The 16,490-nt window shown below is 51.7% G+C and carries 19 protein-coding genes, 3 tRNA genes and 2 pseudogenes; 9 read left to right on the forward strand and 15 right to left on the reverse strand.

From position 1 onward, the window contains the following. From ACOTY5_RS08925 to ACOTY5_RS08950, 6 genes and pseudogenes are all read right to left on the reverse strand, one after another. Nucleotides 1–1,089 (reverse strand): annotated as a pseudogene (locus ACOTY5_RS08925) (hypothetical protein); the annotation flags it as partial. Continuing rightward, nucleotides 1,089–1,994 (reverse strand): annotated as a pseudogene (locus ACOTY5_RS08930) (replicative DNA helicase); the annotation flags it as partial. The pseudogenes ACOTY5_RS08925 and ACOTY5_RS08930, both read right to left, overlap by 1 nt. After that, nucleotides 1,991–2,980 carry a helix-turn-helix domain-containing protein gene (locus ACOTY5_RS08935; RefSeq protein ID WP_032654093.1) on the reverse strand — a complete coding sequence of 330 codons (990 nt, stop codon included), beginning with the start codon at nucleotides 2,978–2,980 and terminating at the stop codon, nucleotides 1,991–1,993. The gene ACOTY5_RS08935 and the pseudogene ACOTY5_RS08930, both read right to left, overlap by 4 nt. A 2-nt stretch (nucleotides 2,981–2,982) precedes the next feature. Continuing rightward, on the reverse strand, nucleotides 2,983–3,207 hold the full coding sequence (locus ACOTY5_RS08940; protein WP_259429641.1) for a hypothetical protein: 225 nt from the start codon (nucleotides 3,205–3,207) through the stop codon (nucleotides 2,983–2,985). Nucleotides 3,208–3,228: 21 nt separating this feature from the next. Beyond that, the gene (locus ACOTY5_RS08945; protein ID WP_259429642.1) at nucleotides 3,229–3,675 is read right to left on the reverse strand and encodes a toxin YdaT domain-containing protein; all 447 of its coding nucleotides are present in this window, start codon (nucleotides 3,673–3,675) and stop codon (nucleotides 3,229–3,231) included. A 64-nt stretch (nucleotides 3,676–3,739) separates the two neighbouring features. Next, a complete protein-coding gene (locus tag ACOTY5_RS08950; RefSeq protein WP_032654100.1) occupies nucleotides 3,740–3,934 on the reverse strand; it encodes a Cro/CI family transcriptional regulator in 195 nt (64 codons plus the stop codon). Nucleotides 3,935–4,020: 86 nt separating this feature from the next. On the opposite strand from ACOTY5_RS08950, the gene ACOTY5_RS08955 reads away from it, so the two are divergent. The 7 genes from ACOTY5_RS08955 (at nucleotide 4,021) to ACOTY5_RS08985 (ending at nucleotide 9,682) form a co-directional block, all read left to right on the forward strand. Further along, complete coding sequence (locus tag ACOTY5_RS08955) at nucleotides 4,021–4,401, forward strand: helix-turn-helix domain-containing protein (RefSeq protein WP_369797642.1); 381 nt, start codon at nucleotides 4,021–4,023, stop codon at nucleotides 4,399–4,401. 495 nt (nucleotides 4,402–4,896) lie between these two features. Continuing rightward, entirely contained in the window at nucleotides 4,897–5,220 is a 324-nt protein-coding gene (locus ACOTY5_RS08960) for a hypothetical protein (RefSeq protein ID WP_032654104.1), read from the forward strand. Nucleotides 5,221–5,270: 50 nt separating this feature from the next. Beyond that, nucleotides 5,271–7,481 (forward strand): hypothetical protein, encoded by a 2,211-nt coding sequence (locus ACOTY5_RS08965; protein ID WP_259429800.1) that lies wholly within the window; start codon nucleotides 5,271–5,273, stop codon nucleotides 7,479–7,481. Next, nucleotides 7,478–8,038: a siphovirus Gp157 family protein gene (locus ACOTY5_RS08970; RefSeq protein ID WP_126497488.1), complete on the forward strand. Its 561-nt coding sequence runs from the start codon at nucleotides 7,478–7,480 to the stop codon at nucleotides 8,036–8,038. The genes ACOTY5_RS08965 and ACOTY5_RS08970 overlap by 4 nt, the downstream gene beginning before the upstream one ends. Before the next feature lie 2 nt (nucleotides 8,039–8,040). Continuing rightward, on the forward strand, nucleotides 8,041–8,223 hold the full coding sequence (locus ACOTY5_RS08975; protein ID WP_017384474.1) for a hypothetical protein: 183 nt from the start codon (nucleotides 8,041–8,043) through the stop codon (nucleotides 8,221–8,223). 210 nt (nucleotides 8,224–8,433) lie between these two features. Next, nucleotides 8,434–8,682, forward strand: coding sequence for a DUF4224 domain-containing protein (locus tag ACOTY5_RS08980; protein ID WP_017384475.1), 249 nt, complete (start codon nucleotides 8,434–8,436; stop codon nucleotides 8,680–8,682). After that, nucleotides 8,666–9,682 carry a tyrosine-type recombinase/integrase gene (locus ACOTY5_RS08985; RefSeq protein WP_126497493.1) on the forward strand — a complete coding sequence of 339 codons (1,017 nt, stop codon included), beginning with the start codon at nucleotides 8,666–8,668 and terminating at the stop codon, nucleotides 9,680–9,682. The genes ACOTY5_RS08980 and ACOTY5_RS08985 overlap by 17 nt, the downstream gene beginning before the upstream one ends. Before the next feature lie 129 nt (nucleotides 9,683–9,811). Here the strand turns inward: ACOTY5_RS08985 and ACOTY5_RS08990 are convergent. The 6 genes from ACOTY5_RS08990 to uvrY all read right to left on the reverse strand — a co-directional run bounded on the left by ACOTY5_RS08990 (nucleotide 9,812) and on the right by uvrY (nucleotide 13,364). Further along, a tRNA-Leu gene (locus ACOTY5_RS08990) sits at nucleotides 9,812–9,898 on the reverse strand. Nucleotides 9,899–9,909: 11 nt separating this feature from the next. Beyond that, nucleotides 9,910–9,983, reverse strand: a tRNA-Cys gene (locus ACOTY5_RS08995). Nucleotides 9,984–10,034: 51 nt separating this feature from the next. Beyond that, nucleotides 10,035–10,110, reverse strand: a tRNA-Gly gene (locus ACOTY5_RS09000). 163 nt (nucleotides 10,111–10,273) lie between these two features. After that, the gene (gene pgsA, locus ACOTY5_RS09005) at nucleotides 10,274–10,822 is read right to left on the reverse strand and encodes a CDP-diacylglycerol--glycerol-3-phosphate 3-phosphatidyltransferase (RefSeq protein WP_003859652.1); all 549 of its coding nucleotides are present in this window, start codon (nucleotides 10,820–10,822) and stop codon (nucleotides 10,274–10,276) included. A gap of 56 nt (nucleotides 10,823–10,878) precedes the next feature. Further along, nucleotides 10,879–12,711, reverse strand: coding sequence for an excinuclease ABC subunit UvrC (gene uvrC, locus ACOTY5_RS09010; protein ID WP_017384477.1), 1,833 nt, complete (start codon nucleotides 12,709–12,711; stop codon nucleotides 10,879–10,881). Continuing rightward, nucleotides 12,708–13,364, reverse strand: a complete 657-nt coding sequence (gene uvrY, locus ACOTY5_RS09015; protein WP_017384478.1) for a UvrY/SirA/GacA family response regulator transcription factor — start codon at nucleotides 13,362–13,364, stop codon at nucleotides 12,708–12,710. Before uvrY ends, uvrC begins: the two co-directional genes overlap by 4 nt. A gap of 397 nt (nucleotides 13,365–13,761) precedes the next feature. Between uvrY and ACOTY5_RS09020 the strand changes: the two genes are divergently transcribed. Both ACOTY5_RS09020 and ACOTY5_RS09025 read left to right on the forward strand, forming a co-directional pair. Beyond that, entirely contained in the window at nucleotides 13,762–13,842 is an 81-nt protein-coding gene (locus tag ACOTY5_RS09020) for a hypothetical protein (protein WP_418235935.1), read from the forward strand. Then, nucleotides 13,829–14,053, forward strand: a complete 225-nt coding sequence (locus ACOTY5_RS09025) for a DUF2594 family protein (RefSeq protein ID WP_003859644.1) — start codon at nucleotides 13,829–13,831, stop codon at nucleotides 14,051–14,053. The genes ACOTY5_RS09020 and ACOTY5_RS09025 overlap by 14 nt, the downstream gene beginning before the upstream one ends. 64 nt (nucleotides 14,054–14,117) lie before the next feature. Here ACOTY5_RS09025 and sdiA read toward each other — a convergent pair whose 3' ends face one another. From sdiA to tcyL, 3 genes are all read right to left on the reverse strand, one after another. Next, nucleotides 14,118–14,840 carry a transcriptional regulator SdiA gene (gene sdiA, locus ACOTY5_RS09030; protein ID WP_017384479.1) on the reverse strand — a complete coding sequence of 241 codons (723 nt, stop codon included), beginning with the start codon at nucleotides 14,838–14,840 and terminating at the stop codon, nucleotides 14,118–14,120. Between the two features lie 223 nt (nucleotides 14,841–15,063). Further along, nucleotides 15,064–15,816 (reverse strand): L-cystine ABC transporter ATP-binding protein TcyN, encoded by a 753-nt coding sequence (gene tcyN, locus ACOTY5_RS09035; protein WP_003859634.1) that lies wholly within the window; start codon nucleotides 15,814–15,816, stop codon nucleotides 15,064–15,066. Further along, nucleotides 15,813–16,481, reverse strand: coding sequence for a cystine ABC transporter permease (tcyL, locus tag ACOTY5_RS09040; RefSeq protein WP_003859632.1), 669 nt, complete (start codon nucleotides 16,479–16,481; stop codon nucleotides 15,813–15,815). The genes tcyN and tcyL overlap by 4 nt, the downstream gene beginning before the upstream one ends. Nucleotides 16,482–16,490: the final 9 nt, after the last annotated feature.

The raw sequence follows: 16,490 nt of genomic DNA on the forward strand, positions 1-16,490 counted from the left end.
TCAGCCCCCGTTACTGGTGAACGTTAAAATAATCGCAAGAAGATGGAATGGCAGCGGCTGGCGCTGCTGAATAAGCAGGGTGTCTTCCCCCCGCTCCCAGCCGAGTTTTCCCCAGTAGTGATCGCCGGTGAAAAGCGGTGCGGGCTGGTTGAGGATTTTTGGTCCGAACCGGCGGAACGGGATGACCTGGCCGTTGCACTCCGCACCAGTTGTTTCGAGAAAACGCATCGTCACTTCGCTGGTGCGCTTCTTCGCGTTCTGTGTCGTACCCTCTGTGGTCTGGACTTCTGGCGAAAGCGTTTCGATCGTACTTTCGAAGTGCAGACCAATTTCCACGCTTTTCGCCGGGCGGGACAGGGTAATTTGACCAGAGGAAACAGTGTGCTGAGGCATAACAGCACCGTCAGCCACAACATCAACCGTCTGACCCTCAAGGTGAGTAAGACCGGACCACGTGGCAGAACCGGCGCTACTGGTGCCCGTCACGGCTGCATCGGTATAAAGCTTACTGTCGAAAACCTCGACATAACGAACTGTCTGGCCGTTAATCTCACGACGTACGATGGCGTAGACCACATCGTCGGTATCGGACGGGATGGTAGCCACTGACTCAAACGCGCCGGAAGTCACCTGACGGGACCATGCAACAACGTCCTGAGCGCGATCGATAGCCATGGTGACCGCAACCCCATCCGCTCTGACCATCCAGATAAATGCATCTGGTTGCTGCTGATAGGCCATGTCCAGCACGCCGCCAGCGGTGATGTGCTCGGCCAGCACCGTCATATCGTTGGCGGAATATGAAACAAAGCTGTCTGGGTCATACGCCACTGCGTAGAGCTTGCGGCCAGCGCGCTGCACGAACATGATTTCGGTACCAACGCGCACCGGGCGGATCCCGTTGCAGCCGTACGGGCTTGGGTTTTTCACCGAAATATTGGTCGGAGTAATGGCCGCATCGTTGCCTGAGGTGATCGTAAACTCGCCGCCGTAGGTCAGCGCAATCAGGGTATTCATCTGCGCCAGATGTACGATAGGGTTGAGCTGGTCGGAAGACAGAGTGAAGCTGATCGCGTCATCATCTTCGGTAAATGCGGGTGGCGGCGTTTGTGCGTTTCCGCAATGGCGCGAATTTGTTCGACGGTCAGATCGGTAGCGTCAACAATCCAGATATCACGATCGTTGAGTGTGGCCATCGCTGATGTTAAGCGTGCCCAATCTTCGTCATACATATCCTGCGGGTTGCGCAGACGCGATACGGAAAGGTTTCCGGCGCCAGCCAGAGAGCGCTCAACGATCTGCGTAGCCGCCATTTCCATGCTAAAAATCAGCGCGCCGCCGCCTTTAGCCGTTACACCTTCCACCACAGTGAGCGCGAACTCTGTTTTACCCATTCCCGGTCGGCCAGCAACGACAATAAGATCTTGAGGGTTGATCCCTCCAGTGGCGCTATCGAGATCCGAAATGCCCGTCAGCAAATTGCGGGTCGATTCATCGCCATCCATTCGTTTCTGCACGGTATCCATGTAAACAGGCAAAAGCTCGTTGATATGTACTGGCTGAATGTCGCCAGTGTCAGCAGTCATGTCCAGCAGCTGCGCGACGGCGTTCTCGACCACCTGATCGCGTTGTTCCTGGTTTGACGCCTGCCGGATGCCGTCAGCCCCATCTTGCAGCAGTTTCGCCAGCGCACGGCTACGCCATGCTTTGACCATTTTCCCTGCATACCCTTTCAGGTTTGGTACCGTGGCGGGGATGCGGGAAATTTCTGACAAATCGGCCAGGCTTGAACCGCCCAGCGCCTCGCTGATGAAAAGCATATCGATCATGCCGTTCGCCAGTGCCTGTTTTTTTATCTCACTGAAAGCGCGGCGATGGAATCCAATGCTGAATGATTCCTCCGGTGTGCTGGCGATCACATCGAACGCGTCTGGCGTTGCACCGCCATTCAGCAGACCAGCCAGCACACAGGCTTCGAGATCCTGAGGACTCACAGTGCACCTTCCCTTGTTTTACGCAGTGTTTCCGGTTTCATGAGGTAATCAAAACTGGCGCGCCAGCCGTCGTGGTGCTCACCCCCAAAGTAAAAATCTGGCGCGGTATTGCGGAACTTTTCCAGGTACCCCAGAAACGCACCAGTGGTTTTATTCATCATGTGAGCCGCAAGCCGCGTAATTTTCTGGCGGCGATCAGCGTCAAGGGTCGCAGCAGGAAGTACGTCAGCGAAAATCTCGTTGTAGGCATCAACAACCGCAACCGGATCAATACTCGCCTCTGTGGTGGCCCAGGCCTCAGCGTCAGCGAGATAACCGTCGAACCGGTTCACCCGGCAGATATTTGCTGGCTTCGGCGCGCCAGAGCCGCGGCGATGCCATGTAGCCAGAACCCAGCGGATAACCAACTGCAACTCGGCCAGGGTGTAACCTTCACGAGTTTGGGTTGGCGTCAGCATCAGCACAAATGGTTTAACGTCACGGCAACGGGTACCGGTGCAGTCGTTATAAAACTCGAGCGCTTTTTTCGCGTCAGCGAGAATAATTTCCTCGCTCTCCCCCATTTGGGGGTTAGGGGGATCTTTAGGTTCATTGACTGGTTCAAAAGAGTGACTGGTTCTGGTGCCGCCACACGGCATAGGGGGTGTGCTTTCTGGCGGCACACCTGTGCTTTTTGACGGCATAGGGGCTATGCTTTTTGGCGGCATAGGGTTATCGAGTTTCATGTAATACAGATTCGACGCATTACCCTTGCCATTTTTGACGCCAGGGCGGTTTTCTTTCACCAGCAAGCCCATAGCGATCAGCGCATCGATGTGATCACGAACAGCGCTCTTGCTGCACTCGCAATGTTCAGCGATATGTTTGTAAGACGGCCAGCATTCACCGCTGTCATTGGCATTATCAGCCAGTTTGATCAGCACTAGTTTGCGGATTGGGTTTCCGGTTTTAATTGCCATCGCACGGGCCATCAGGGTCATACTCATAATCAGATCCCCAATGTTTCAGCGATTTGACGACATGCCGCCTGATACTCCTCAGGTGACAGTTCCATTACACGGAGTTCTTCTTTCAGTTTTTCATACTGCGCCCAGATAGATAACGCAGCTGCACGGCGACCTTCGAAAATATCTTCGATGTCTTCCATGACAGCCGGTGCGCCATTCAAACGGAAGCCGTTCCGCCAGGTAATGCGGTCAATTGAATTAAGCATGTTGGTCTTTCCTCGGCACAGTTAAACGCTGGTCAGGCGCTGTGTTTCCTGGATGGCTTGTAATGCCTGGGCTATCTTCTGCGGTCTATCCCTGGCATCCAGCAGTAGCGCTATGATCGCCGCGGCAAACTCGCGTATCGCTACGCATATCAAATGCTGAGTAGTCATTCCCAGCTGCGCGTATCGTTCTGCGGGCAATGCAGCTTCCATCGCCTTTGCCAGCGCTTTTGTTTTGGCTCTTGCCGCTTTGGTGTCGCCACGTAACCAGCGAAAAATTTGCTGGCGATTGTTGTTTATGGCCCGCCAGTCGGCGTTACCCATTGGATCTTCCATCTGGTGAAGCTTTACCGTGCTGGTGTTACCACCCAATCGAAACCACATGCGCGTGATTTCGATGGCAACATGTTCCTGCCCGCACTCTACTGCCCAGTTGAATATCTCCCGTTTCAGTTCTTCGAGGTTTTCCACTTCCTTCGCGTCTCCTGTCGCTGAAAATTGATTATGCGTAATCAGATTTCGATGCCGACAACTGTTAAGCTGATTTTGCTGACAATTGGTAAGCCTTTGGGTCATAAACAAGTTCGCCATCAGTCATCAGAGACAAACGAGCCGCTTTACCTTCAGGAACCAAACGCCCCCACGCATAGACAGTAGGAGCCTTAACGCCAGCGGCCTCAGCCAGTTTTCTCTTACTGCCAAAATATTTGATCGCATCAGTTGTTAACATGAAACACCCTCCTGTTAGATTTTTCTAACAAATTAGGTGTTCGAGATAACGAAGTCAAGGGAATTTAGAATTATCTAACTATGACAATGCCAGGTGAGCGCATCAGAGCGCGTAGAAAAGATCTCAAACTTACTCAGCGCGCTTTAGCGAAGCTGGTTAACGTCGCGCACGTCACTATCTCCCAGTGGGAAACTGGTGATAGTGAGCCTGGCGGAAAAAACTTATTCGCTTTAAGTAACGCACTTCAATGCAGCCCTACCTGGATACTTTACGGCGATGAAGCTGCCACCCCAGGAACCCCGGTAGACACCCCGCCACCGTTAGATGAACGAGAAACAGAGCTTTTAAACCTCTTTTCTTCACTCCCAGAATCTGAAAAAGAGCGACATTTAACGGAACTTCGTGAAAAAGTAGACGGTTTCAATCGTTTATTTGAAGAGTTACTGCAAGCACGCAAACAAAAATAATTCCTTCCTAATCATATGGATGCGTTTTTTTGCGTCCATATTGTTCAATTTATCTAATTTACACATTGACCTAGTTGTTAGATTTATCTAAATTACATCACATCAACGACGCACTAACCACGCGGCAGTTGTTCAGAAAAACGTTCTGACAGTCTGGAAAGACAGGCACCAAATTCGCGGGTCGCCGCCAGTACGATGACATGCGGGAAAGACCGCAACGAATCCAAAATTGCTGTGTGTAGTCTTTGCCTCGTCTCCATGAGGGGCACTTTTTTTCACGGCAATGAATACGAGGAAAGACCAACGGGCATGACCAGCCCTGACAGCCCGGAAAGACGGGCACAAGATGTAAAAAAACCCACCGAAGTGGGCTTCTTTACCCGGGACAGTGACCAAACCGCCCGGAGGTGGTACAGGGGACCAACCCTATACCGAGGAAAGACCAACGACATGAGCCGCTGATCGGCTAGAATTATACATCAGTAAGGAGCCGCTATGGAAGCGCTACCCCTGCAAGTAACACTGTACATCCACGTATCTGCTAACCCCCACGTTCCGGCACTCTATCTGGTTCATACCTGTGACATGTCACAAAACTATCCGGATCTTTACGTGCTGCTGGAAACGCGCACTGTTTGCCTTGAGATAAACCAGCCGGAACCGATAGATATCATCGGTAAACAAGTCGAACGCCTCCAGAAAGAAAAGGCGTCGATTGTCGATCAGGCTCACCAGCGTGTCGCTTTCATAGAAGACAAGATCCAGCAACTGCTGTGCATCGACCATTCAACAATCCAGGAAAGTGATATCCCGTTCTGATAACGGCGCCTGACCCGCGCCAGTAACCGAAGAGGAAAGACCAAGTGACAATCTCAATTTACAACTGCCTGTTTAAGCCGAAAAAATCGGCCATCAAAGATGGTGCCGTTGCGTTGGCGATCAGCGTGGAAGCCCCCAACAAAAAAATCGCAGAAAGTATCGTGACGGGTAAGCTCTGGGAGCACTATCCCGCGAACGGCGATAACTTCTTTAAACCTGAAATATGGGAAAACACAGCTGATCAGCCTCACCCGGAGATCGGCAAGTTTGACGAGCACTTTGCTAAATCCCATACGTTCGATGGCGAAAAGTGGATGGCAAACGCCGAACCAAATGGCGGGATGAGCCACCTTCCTGACAATGATGAAAAATTAGACTTCATGACTATTTCACCGCGCGAACGCTTCGCAACGGTGGTGTTATTTGGCCTCGCCCAGCTGGATGGGGAGATTTATTCCCAGGTTTGTGACTATCTTGATAATCTCGAAAACACTAGCCAGTACGGTGACGAGGAGGATGATCGCTTAAATCGTTACATCATCAATGCGATGGAAGCGCATCCGCCTGTTCACTACATGCATCAGGAGGGGCTTAATAATCTCCTACAGGCAATTTACGTTAAGTTTGAGAACCAGTTACCCGGCGGCGCCGCGCTTTACTCGTTTATTAAAAAATGGACTGACAACCCAGGTAAGCGTGAAGAAATGCTGCCTCAGAACAGCACCAGCACCAGCACCAGCACCAGCACCAGCACGGAAGATAGTACCCCAGACCAGGTGGCACCACAGCGCGGATACAAACACACATATGCCACACTGGACCAGGAAATCGCTCTCGCGCTGTTGCCAATAGAACCAGCGACCACTGTATCTGTCAGCGCTTTGCGCCAGGCGGAGATCCTCATTGAAGAAGACCGGGAAGACTTTAAACGCTGGTCCATGGCGCTGCGCACTACTGAGCAGATCCTCAAGTATTCCCGAAACACTATTTTTGGCGTGATTCAGAATGTGCCGGCGAAAGATACCCATCACTTCCCCGACTCATTGCGCCGTTACATCGACAACTGGCTTGCCGAAAATGGCGTGTTTGAACAGGATCCAACTGATTCGGATGCAATCAGTAAATCACTGGCAGCCGGGCGGGGTGAATATGTTGAAGGTATAAGCGACCCTGCCGATCCTAAGTGGGTAAAAACAGAAACTCAGACCACACCGCAGAACACATCAAGTGAGGTGGAAAAAACGGAAGTGGTAACCGATTCCCAGGCTGAGGCCGCACGTGAAACGCTTAATAAAATGGGCTACAGCGTTTACGCCAGTGAATCAGAGCAGGAACAGAGCAGCGGCGAGCAAGCTAATAGTGCAGGGCAACCAGCAGAGCCGTTAGTGCAAGAAGAACCTCGCCCTAACGTTAATGACGTTGAAAAGAGTATCACCGAACGCACCGGTACCGAGATGGAAAATCTCGACCTGTGGAAGCGTGTTTTTAAAACTGATGAGCGTTTCACAAAACAGTTTACTCAGAACGGTGGCGGCACATCGATCAACGGTACCTACATGACGATGCTGGCCACCCGTGAATTTGGCCCGAAAGGTATTGGCTGGGGAGTCGATATTCTCGAAGAACGTTTTGACGATGGTGCGCCGATAACCCGGACAGTCAAAGGGCTGGACGGGAACAATACGTGGGAACTTATTCCAGACGGCATTGGTGGCTACCTCACAGAGAAACATCACGTGATAAAGATCCGTCTCTGGTATGTGCGTAACGGCGTGCGCGGTGAAGAGATTTCATTCGGCTGTACCCCTTATCTTTACGGGAGTAAATACGGCCCTACCTGCGACGGCGAAGCGACTAAAAAATCACTTACCGATGCGACTAAAAAGGCGCTCTCTTCGCTCGGATTCAGCGCCGATATATTTATGGGTCTCTATGACAACCCTGAGTACCGGCAGAAAAACAAAGAAGAATTCGCACTTAAAAATGCCAGCGATAACGCAGAGGATGCTGCACGCCTGCGCCAGGAACTGGACGACAAGCTCACACGGGTGGCAAACACGCTGGCAACCGGTGTATCTGCAAACGAAGTTACAAAAGTTTTTGCATCTATCGCCCGTGAAGTAGAAGTGCACCGTAAAGACGCTGAGGTTAAAGGTGACAGCCAGCATGCTAACTACCTGAGTAAACGCCTGCGCCGCCTGACCACTATCAAAGACGAACGTCTGAAAGAACTGAATAAAGCCCAGGAGAAAACAGCATGAGCAAGGTAACTGCAATCGCATTAGCAAATGATTACTCCAGCCTGTTAAACCTGCTGGAAACCTCTGACGAACTGACGCCGGAGATGATCGCCGACACCCTGGAAGGGATTGAAGGCGAACTGGCTGACCGTCTTGATGCCGTTATGGTGGTGGCGCGCAACAACCTGGGCAATGCTAAAACCTGCGACGAAGAGATGAAGCGTCTGGCTGAGCGCAAAAAGTCCTTTGAAAATAAAGACAAGCAACTTCGCAAATACATCCTGTCATGTCTGTTAGGTGCTGGCCTCAATAAACTGAAAACGCCCAGGAACACCTTTACAGCTCGTCAGGGTTCGGTAAGCGTTGTGATCGATAATCTTGACGCATTGCCTGACGAAGTGGTCGACGTTCAGACGGTAATCGCCCCTGACAAAAAGGCTATCAAAGAACGGATAGAGGCAGCCGAAGCGGCGGCAGAACAGATCAAAGCCGATGGCGGTGAGGTTCCAGAGGAATTGCTTAATCCGGTACCGGGTGCGCATCTGGAAATCGGCGAACGCTCCCTACAGGTGCGCTAATTATGCTGAAACTGACTCTAAAAAGGGGTGATGCGGTACACGTGGTGTTTCCGGATGGAACAAACGGGATCATCGAAGCGCGTAGCCGCAGTGAGCTGGGGTTACATCTTCCGGAGAACGTCAAGGTTACACGAGAGAAAGGCGCGTTCCTGAAAGATAACCTGATTAAGCGTAATCAGAATTAATCCCTCTCTGCCGATAGCATTGTGGCCTCAACAACTCAATGGAGGCCGCAATGCTGCACTGGCAACCCGGGGCAATTTTGCTCTCAGACTTTGATACCAAGATCGGAAAATTATCAGCGAGTGTACGAAAGAAGACTCTGACCAGGTCAGACATAGAACGCGCATGTAGTGACGCTGACGATGCGATATACCGCATGCTGAGGAAAGACCATGAGACACGATCACGACATCATCACCAGAGAAGAGATGATAGAACTGACGGGGACGCCACTTAAATCAAAACAGTGTGATGCCCTGCGTCGAGCCGGGATATTCTTTATGGAAAGAGCTGACGGCCACCCTAAAACAACATGGGGGCATTTCATGAACCCCATAAAATACCGCAACCAGGAAACCTCCCCGGTGCGCGAGGATGAAGAACCAAATTTCGGAGCCGTATTTGATGGCCGGAAAGCGTAAAAACCCCGCCGATAACTGGATGCCACCGCGAGTATATCGCGGCAAAGCTGCCTATGAGTTTCGGACCAAAGATAATAAAGCCGTACGCCTGTGTTCCCTTGAAGAAACACAGGCAGCTGTCTGGTTGGCATACGAAAAAGCAGTGGGCGAAGAAGTTAGGAAAAATACCTTCCAAAACCTTGCCGATATGTTTATGGCCTCCCCTGACTTTATGGATTTGTCACCGGAGACCAGGAAGGATTACACGAAATATTCGTGTAAGGTATTACCGGTTTTTGGCAAAACAGACCCAAACAAAATAAAACCCGAGCACATTCGGCGTTATATGGATCAGCGTGGTATTTCCAGCCGAACGCAGGCAAACAGGGAAAAGAGTTTCCTTTCGCGGGTATTTCGTTGGGGTTATGAACGTGGGCATGTGGAAAGAAATCCATGCCAGGGGGTAAAGCAATTTAAGGAAGTATCACGTGAGCGCTACGTAACGGATGAAGAATACAATGCTGTATATGAGGTTGGGGCTGATGTGGTCCGTGCAGCAATGGAGATCGCTTATTTATGCGTTGCCAGGCAAAGCGATGTCCTGTCTTTAAGTGAAGAGCAGATCAGCGATATGGGGATATTTATCTGCCAGGGTAAAACTGGCGTGAAGCAGATCAAAGCGTGGACACCTCGTTTACGCGCAGCGGTTTCGCTGGCACGCGCGTTACCACTTAAACCAGGCATAAGAAGTTTGTTCCTAATCCATCAACCCAGTGGAAGCAAATATACCCGTGATGGTTTTAACTCCCGCTGGCGAGAGGCAAAACTCGCAGCCCAGGCAAAGTACCCTCACCTGTCGATTGATTTCACTTTCCACGATCTGAAAGCAAAAGGCATTTCAGACCTGGAAGGTAGCCTTGAAGAGAAACAGGCAATTTCCGGCCATAAGAACTCGCGACAAACGGCAATTTATGACAGGAAAGTAAAAGTGGTACCAGTAGTGGGCGGGCAGAAAAACTGATTGGGTATGCGTTCGCGGAAAAATCATCTTCGGACGCATCTTCGGAAAAGCAAATTTCAGGCAATAAAAAACCACCTTTCGGTGGTTTATACGACACTGCTTATCATTGATTTTATTCTATTTTCCCCATGGTAGCCGGAGTGGGACTTGAACCCACACAGCGCGAACGCCGAGGGATTTTAAATCCCTTGTGTCTACCGATTCCACCATCCGGCCAGGGAAGAAAGTGGAGGCGCGTTCCGGAGTCGAACCGGACTAGACGGATTTGCAATCCGCTACATAACCGCTTTGCTAACGCGCCTTAAATCTGTTGTCTTTCGACCTGCACCCGCAAGCTGCCGATGCATTAATCTGGAGCGGGAAACGAGACTCGAACTCGCGACCCCGACCTTGGCAAGGTCGTGCTCTACCAACTGAGCTATTCCCGCATGTCATCAAGTAACTATTTAACTACTTCCTAACCACTTGATTTCATTGTCGTCCGGCTAACTGTGCCGCCGTTCGATGCGTTGCATTCTACTGATATGACGTTTTGAGTCAACGTTATTTTTTGCATCTCAGGATCGTTTGCTGAAAATTAAGCCGAAACGATCACTGTTCAAGCAAATCACCGCGCGCAGCGTTCAAATATTGCAGCATTGACCACAGCGTCAGCACCGCCGCAACCCACAGCAGACCAATGCCGGCCCACTCTACCCAGGCATTCGGACGCCACAGCATCCATACCAGCGCCGCCATCTGTGCGGTGGTTTTAACTTTACCGATCCAGGACACCGCCACGCTGCTGCGTTTACCCAGCTCCGCCATCCACTCGCGCAGGGCAGAGATAATAATCTCACGGCCAATCATGGTCGCGGCAGGCAGCGTTACCCACCAGGTATGATAATGTTCCGCCACCAGCACCATCGCGATTGCCACCATCACCTTATCCGCAACCGGATCGAGGAACGCGCCAAAGCGGGTACTCTGGTTCCAGCGACGCGCCAGATAACCGTCAAACCAGTCCGTCACGGCAGCGATCAGGAAAATAAGCGCACAGGCAAAAGGCGCCCAGACGACCGGCAGGTAAAATGCCAGGACGAAGAACGGAATGAGCACAACGCGAAAGAGAGTGAGCAACGTAGGGATATTAAATCGCATGATGACGGTAACTGTCTGTTGTCAGTAAAATTTAGCTCTATGTTGCTACAGAGCCCTCAATGTTTCAACGAGTAGTAGATCTTTTCTGCCAGCCCTTGCGAAATACCCGGCACTTTTGCAATTTCTTCCATACTGGCGTTGAGTAATCCTTGCAATCCGCCCATATACTTCAACAGCATCTGGCGACGTTTTGGCCCGACGCCTTCAATCGTCTCAAGGGTACTGGTATTTTTCACTTTCGCCCGTTTTTTACGGTGCCCACTGATGGCGTGATCGTGCGACTCATCGCGGATATGCTGGATCACGTGCAGCGCAGGGGAATCCGGCGGCAGGCTAAAGCCCTCGCCTTCCGGCTCAAAGAACAGCGTTTCCAGGCCAGCCTTACGATCTGCCCCTTTCGCTACCCCTAGCAGCAGCGGATGGTTCTTATCCCACTCCACGTCGAGCGATTCAAATACCGCCTTCGCCTGCCCCAACTGCCCTTTCCCGCCGTCGATAAGGATAACGTCCGGGATTTTGCTCTCTTCAATCGCTTTACCATAGCGACGGCGCAGCACCTGGTTCATGGCGGCATAATCGTCACCGGGCGTAATGCCGGTGATGTTATAGCGACGATACTCTGCCCGCAGCGGACCGTTGGCATCAAAGACCACACACGACGCCACGGTCTGCTCACCCATCGTATGGCTGATGTCGAAGCATTCCATGCGTTTCACTTCCGGCAGCTTAAGCAGCGTAGCAAGCGCGGTTAAACGCTGGCTGACGGTCGACTGCTGGGACAGTTTGGTGGTCAGCGCCGTGGCGGCATTGGTTCGCGCCAGCTTCAGATAACGCGCGCGATCGCCGCGCGGTTTCGTCTGAACATTCACCCGGCGGCCTGCGAGCTCTGAAAGCGACTCCGCCAGCAGGGTTTTATCATCGAGCGTGAAGTCGAGCAGGATCTCCGAGGGCAGCGTACGCATCTGGCTGCCCTGCAAATAAAACTGGCCGACGAAGGTCTCCACCACTTCACCCAGCTCAGTGCCGCCCGGCACTTTCGGGAAGTAGCTGCGGCTGCCGAGCACTTTGCCCTGACGAATAAAAAGCACATGAACGCAGGCCAGACCGGCGTCAAAGGCTACGCCGATAACATCGAGGTCGTCGCCCGTATTGGAAACAAACTGCTTCTCGGTCACCCTGCGCACCGCCTGAATCTGGTCGCGGATGCGTGCGGCCTCCTCAAATTCCAGCGCCGCGCTGGCTTTTTCCATACGGGCAATCAGTTGCGTCAGCACCTGATCGTCTTTCCCGGCTAAAAACAGGCGGACATATTCCACCTGCTGCGCGTACTCTTCTTCGCTCACCAGCCCTTCAACGCACGGCCCCAGGCAGCGGCCAATCTGATATTGCAGGCATGGCCGGGAGCGGTTGCGATAAACGCTATTTTCGCACTGGCGAACAGGAAAGATTTTTTGCAAAAGCGCCAGCGTTTCCCGCACGGCATAACCGTTCGGGAACGGGCCGAAATATTCACCTTTCGCATGCTTAGCGCCACGATGCATCGCCAGCCGCGGGTGCGTGTCGCCGCTCAGGAAGATAAACGGATAGGATTTGTCATCGCGCAGCAGAACGTTGTAGCGCGGCTGATACAACTTAATGTAGTTGTGCTCAAGGAGCAGCGCTTCCGTTTCCGTATGCGTTACGGTGACATCAATGTTGTGTATAAGTGCGACCAGCGCTTCGGTTTTACGGGAGGCAAGGTTGCTGCGGAAATAGCTGGAAAGGCGTTTCTTCAGATCTTTCGCCTTACCGACATAGATAACCGTACCGCCAGCATCGTACATACGGTAGACGCCTGGCTGGCTGGTGACGGTTTTCAGAAATGCTTTTGAATCGAACGCTTCACTCACTGACTTATTAACGACTCCGCATTGCACAAACCATGGCGAATGGCCAGGTGAGTCAGTTCGACATCACCGTGAATGTTCAGTTTACTGAACATTCGATAGCGATAGCTGTTGACCGTTTTCGGGCTGAGATTCAGCTGCTCTGAGATCTCATTCACCTTCTGACCTTTAGTGATCATCAGCATAATCTGCAATTCGCGCTCAGACAAACTGGCAAACGGAGATTCCGTTTTTTCCGGTTCAATCTGACTCAGAGCCATCTGTTGAGCAATATCAGAAGCGATGTAGCGCTGCCCGGCGTGTACGGTGCGGATCGCATTGACAACTTCCTGCGGCGCGGCGCCTTTACTGAGATACCCGGCAGCACCCGCCTGCATAACCCTGGCAGGCAGCGGATTTTCGGTATGGACGGTCAGCATGATAACTTTGGTATCAACGAACATGCGCGCGATTTTGCGCGTGGCTTCAAGCCCGCCAATACCGGGCATGTTCATATCCATCAGCACCACGTCTGCGGAGTTAGCGCGACACCATTTAACGGCATCTTCGCCACAGCACGCCTCGCCGGCAACTTTAATACCCTTTATATCTTCAAGAATGCGTCGTATCCCTGCGCGCACCAGTTCGTGGTCATCAACAAGAAGGACGTTGATCAAAGGAAATGTCTCCAGAATAGGGATAACGCTACTGACTGCTAATTGGGTTTATATTAACGGTTTTCCATGCAAGATTAAAACGCTAAAAAATCGGCTATTCGATTCTGGTCTCGTTTTTGGAAATTAAGCTGTACAGTAAGTGGAAAGAAAACCCTTGCCCGCCGGGCTTTTACCGCTATTTTTTAGCATCGACATTCGAAAAGTTACTAAAACAGTTGTTAACTCAAACGAAAAAGAGCGCGCGATTTTTTGTAACAACAATTAACGAATGGCGAACCGGGGATAAACATTTAATTGTCGCTAACATATTGGACAGGGTACCTTCATAATCCGCGCCGCCCAATAATCACTGCGCGATAAGTATAAAAAACAACCACTGCATTTTTTGCCGTAGCTTGTGGTATACTCCGCCGCCTTAACTTTCATCGTCGCGCTCATGCGCTGTTTTATAATGAGGAAAATAAATGAGCACACCTGAATTTGCCACTGCCGAGAATAACCAGGAACTGGCACAGGAAGTAAACTGCCTGAAGTCGCTGCTGACGCTTATGCTACAAGCGATGGGCCAGGCTGATGCTGGTCGTGTGATCATTAAAATGGAAAAACAGATCGCGCAGATGGAAGACCAGGCGGAATCCGCTGTTTTTGCCAATACGGTTAAGCAAATTAAACAAGCCTACCGCCAGTAACAAAAACGGCTGGATGCAAAGCATTCAGCCGTTTTCTCGTCTGACACGCAGAACGTGATATCAGTCAGATAAGCCCCGTCGCCGCGGCATAACACGCTATCTGGATCTTATTCGGTGCGTTGAATTTCTTCTGCATATTCTTTTGATGGAAATTGACGGTATTTTCCGAGATGGAGAGAATGATGGCGATTTCTGCCGACGTCTTCCCTTCTGCGGTCCACTTCAGAATTTCCCGCTCACGCTTGCTGAATTTCATTTCAGGCGGCATCACCGTCTCATGTTCAAAGCGCAACAGTGTGGTGAGCGCCATCTGGACGAGCATTTGTAAACGCAGCTCAACTTCTTCACTGGATATCGAGTGTGCCTGTAAGCTGGTACATGACACGGAGAGGAAACCGAGCGCATGATTTGGCATCATCAGACACTGCGTTATTCCCTTGCGTAAACCGTGGTCCCGCGCGCCGTCCCATAATTGCTGGGCATCCGTGAATAATTCATCCGTCCAGGGCAAATGTCCCTGAATGAAATTCTCCGGCTTCAGCACCGGGTCAATGGCGAAATAATTCTCGGACTGATATTGCGCCATCCATTGTTGCGGATAACTGGAATGGACGGATGTTCGCGGGCGGGTAAATGGCACAGGGTGTCGAACACAAAGCGCATAATAATCGAATTCAAGCGCCTGCGTTTGTCGCTGAAGTTCCTGATATACCTCTTCGGCACAGGTCATTTCCTGAAACCGGAGGAAGCATTCCCGTCGCCAGGTGAAAAAGTCTATATCCCTCATACTTACTGAATGAAGCCTCTGATAAAGATAATCATTATTATGGTGAATATAACCTAACACATAAAGCATGATTATTTATATAAAATATCGGCCACAGGCAGATTATCTTTAATTTGGCGATGGCTTATCCACATCAGTCGGAATAAAAAAGCAACAGAACGGAGTTTAAGGGAGGATAATTTGCTCCAGAAGCGGCATCTGGAGCAAATTGAACGCTAAAATGCTACTGCATTAAGAATTTTTCAAGGAACTGACGGGTACGGGGCTGCTGCGGATTGGCAAACAGCGCTTTAGCCGGCCCCTGCTCAACTATTCTCCCCTGATCCATGAAAATAGCCCGATCGGCAACGTCGCGAGCGAAGCTCATTTCATGCGTCACAATCACCATCGTGCGTTTCTCCTGCGCCAGCTGTCGGATCGTGTTCAGTACTTCCCCGACCAGCTCAGGATCGAGCGCGGATGTGGGTTCGTCAAACAGGATCACATCCGGGCGCATCGCCAGCGCGCGCGCAATGGCGACACGCTGCTGCTGCCCGCCAGATAAGCGACGCGGATAGCTCGTCTCCTTCCCTGCCAGCCCAACCTTCGCCAGCAGCTCGCGGGCGCGGACCGTCGCGTCTTCCTTAGGTTCCCCCTTGACGATGACCGGCCCTTCAATAATGTTTTCCAGCACCGTGCGGTGCGGAAAGAGATTAAAGCTCTGGAACACGAAGCCGACATGCTGGCGCAGGCGGCGAATCAGCCCTTTTTGCTGGCTGATGGGTTTCCCGGTATCAATGGTGATATCACCCACGCGGATCGTCCCGCCTTCGGGCTGCTCCAGTAAATTGATGCTGCGCAGCAGCGTGGTTTTGCCTGACCCGCTCGGGCCGATAATTGCTACCACTTCGCCCTGCTCAACCTCAAGATCAATGCCATGCAGCACCGTTTGTCCATGGAATTTTTTCACCAGGTTTTTGACGTCAATTGCACTCATTTTGGATCACGCTCCTGGCGGTTAAGCTGGTTTTCAAAATAGTTTTGCAGAGCGGACAGTACCGTCGCCATCACCCAGTAAATCAGCGAGGCCGCCAGATACATGGTAAACACTTCCAGCGTGCGCGAGGTGATCAGCTGCGCCTGACGGAACAGCTCCGGCACCTGAATGGTCGCCGCAAGCGAGGTGTCTTTCACCAGGCTGATAAAGCTGTTGCTCAGCGGCGGCAGCGCCACGCGCGCCGCCTGGGGCAGGATCGCCCGGCGCAGCGTCTGCCACGGGGTCATCCCGATACTGGCCGCCGCTTCCCACTGTCCTTTATCGATGGAGGAGATCGCCGCACGCAGCGTTTCAGAGGTGTACGCCGCGGTATTCAGCGACAGGCCAATCATCGCCGCCGGGATCGGATCCAGCTCAATACCAAACTGTGGCAGCCCGTAGTAAATCATAAACAGCTGGGCGATAAGCGGCGTTCCGCGGAACACGGAGATGTAAAACCGCGCCAGCCACCGCACCGGCCAGATGTTCGACATGCGCATCAGTGCCAGCACAAACCCGAGCACCAGCCCGAAGAACATCCCGCCGATACTGAGCTGTAAAGTAAACACCGCGCCCTTAAGCAAGAACGGCAGCGAATCAATAACCAGTTGAATACTTTCTTGCATTATTATTTT

It is taken from the genome of Enterobacter cloacae complex sp. SHL018, from assembly GCF_049237905.1.
Classification (GTDB): domain Bacteria; phylum Pseudomonadota; class Gammaproteobacteria; order Enterobacterales; family Enterobacteriaceae; genus Enterobacter; species Enterobacter hormaechei_C.

Coding starts and splice junctions, on each gene's coding strand:
- ACOTY5_RS08935 (WP_032654093.1), bottom strand. CDS start 2,980: ATGAGTATGACCCTGATGGCCCGTGCGATGGCAATTAAAACCGGAAAC.
- ACOTY5_RS08940 (WP_259429641.1), bottom strand. CDS start 3,207: ATGCTTAATTCAATTGACCGCATTACCTGGCGGAACGGCTTCCGTTTG.
- ACOTY5_RS08950 (WP_032654100.1), bottom strand. CDS start 3,934: ATGTTAACAACTGATGCGATCAAATATTTTGGCAGTAAGAGAAAACTG.
- ACOTY5_RS08955 (WP_369797642.1), top strand. CDS start 4,021: ATGCCAGGTGAGCGCATCAGAGCGCGTAGAAAAGATCTCAAACTTACT.
- ACOTY5_RS08960 (WP_032654104.1), top strand. CDS start 4,897: ATGGAAGCGCTACCCCTGCAAGTAACACTGTACATCCACGTATCTGCT.
- ACOTY5_RS08970 (WP_126497488.1), top strand. CDS start 7,478: ATGAGCAAGGTAACTGCAATCGCATTAGCAAATGATTACTCCAGCCTG.
- ACOTY5_RS08975 (WP_017384474.1), top strand. CDS start 8,041: ATGCTGAAACTGACTCTAAAAAGGGGTGATGCGGTACACGTGGTGTTT.
- ACOTY5_RS08980 (WP_017384475.1), top strand. CDS start 8,434: ATGAGACACGATCACGACATCATCACCAGAGAAGAGATGATAGAACTG.
- ACOTY5_RS08985 (WP_126497493.1), top strand. CDS start 8,666: ATGGCCGGAAAGCGTAAAAACCCCGCCGATAACTGGATGCCACCGCGA.
- pgsA (WP_003859652.1), bottom strand. CDS start 10,822: ATGCGATTTAATATCCCTACGTTGCTCACTCTCTTTCGCGTTGTGCTC.
- ACOTY5_RS09025 (WP_003859644.1), top strand. CDS start 13,829: ATGAGCACACCTGAATTTGCCACTGCCGAGAATAACCAGGAACTGGCA.
- sdiA (WP_017384479.1), bottom strand. CDS start 14,840: ATGAGGGATATAGACTTTTTCACCTGGCGACGGGAATGCTTCCTCCGG.
- tcyN (WP_003859634.1), bottom strand. CDS start 15,816: ATGAGTGCAATTGACGTCAAAAACCTGGTGAAAAAATTCCATGGACAA.
- tcyL (WP_003859632.1), bottom strand. CDS start 16,481: ATGCAAGAAAGTATTCAACTGGTTATTGATTCGCTGCCGTTCTTGCTT.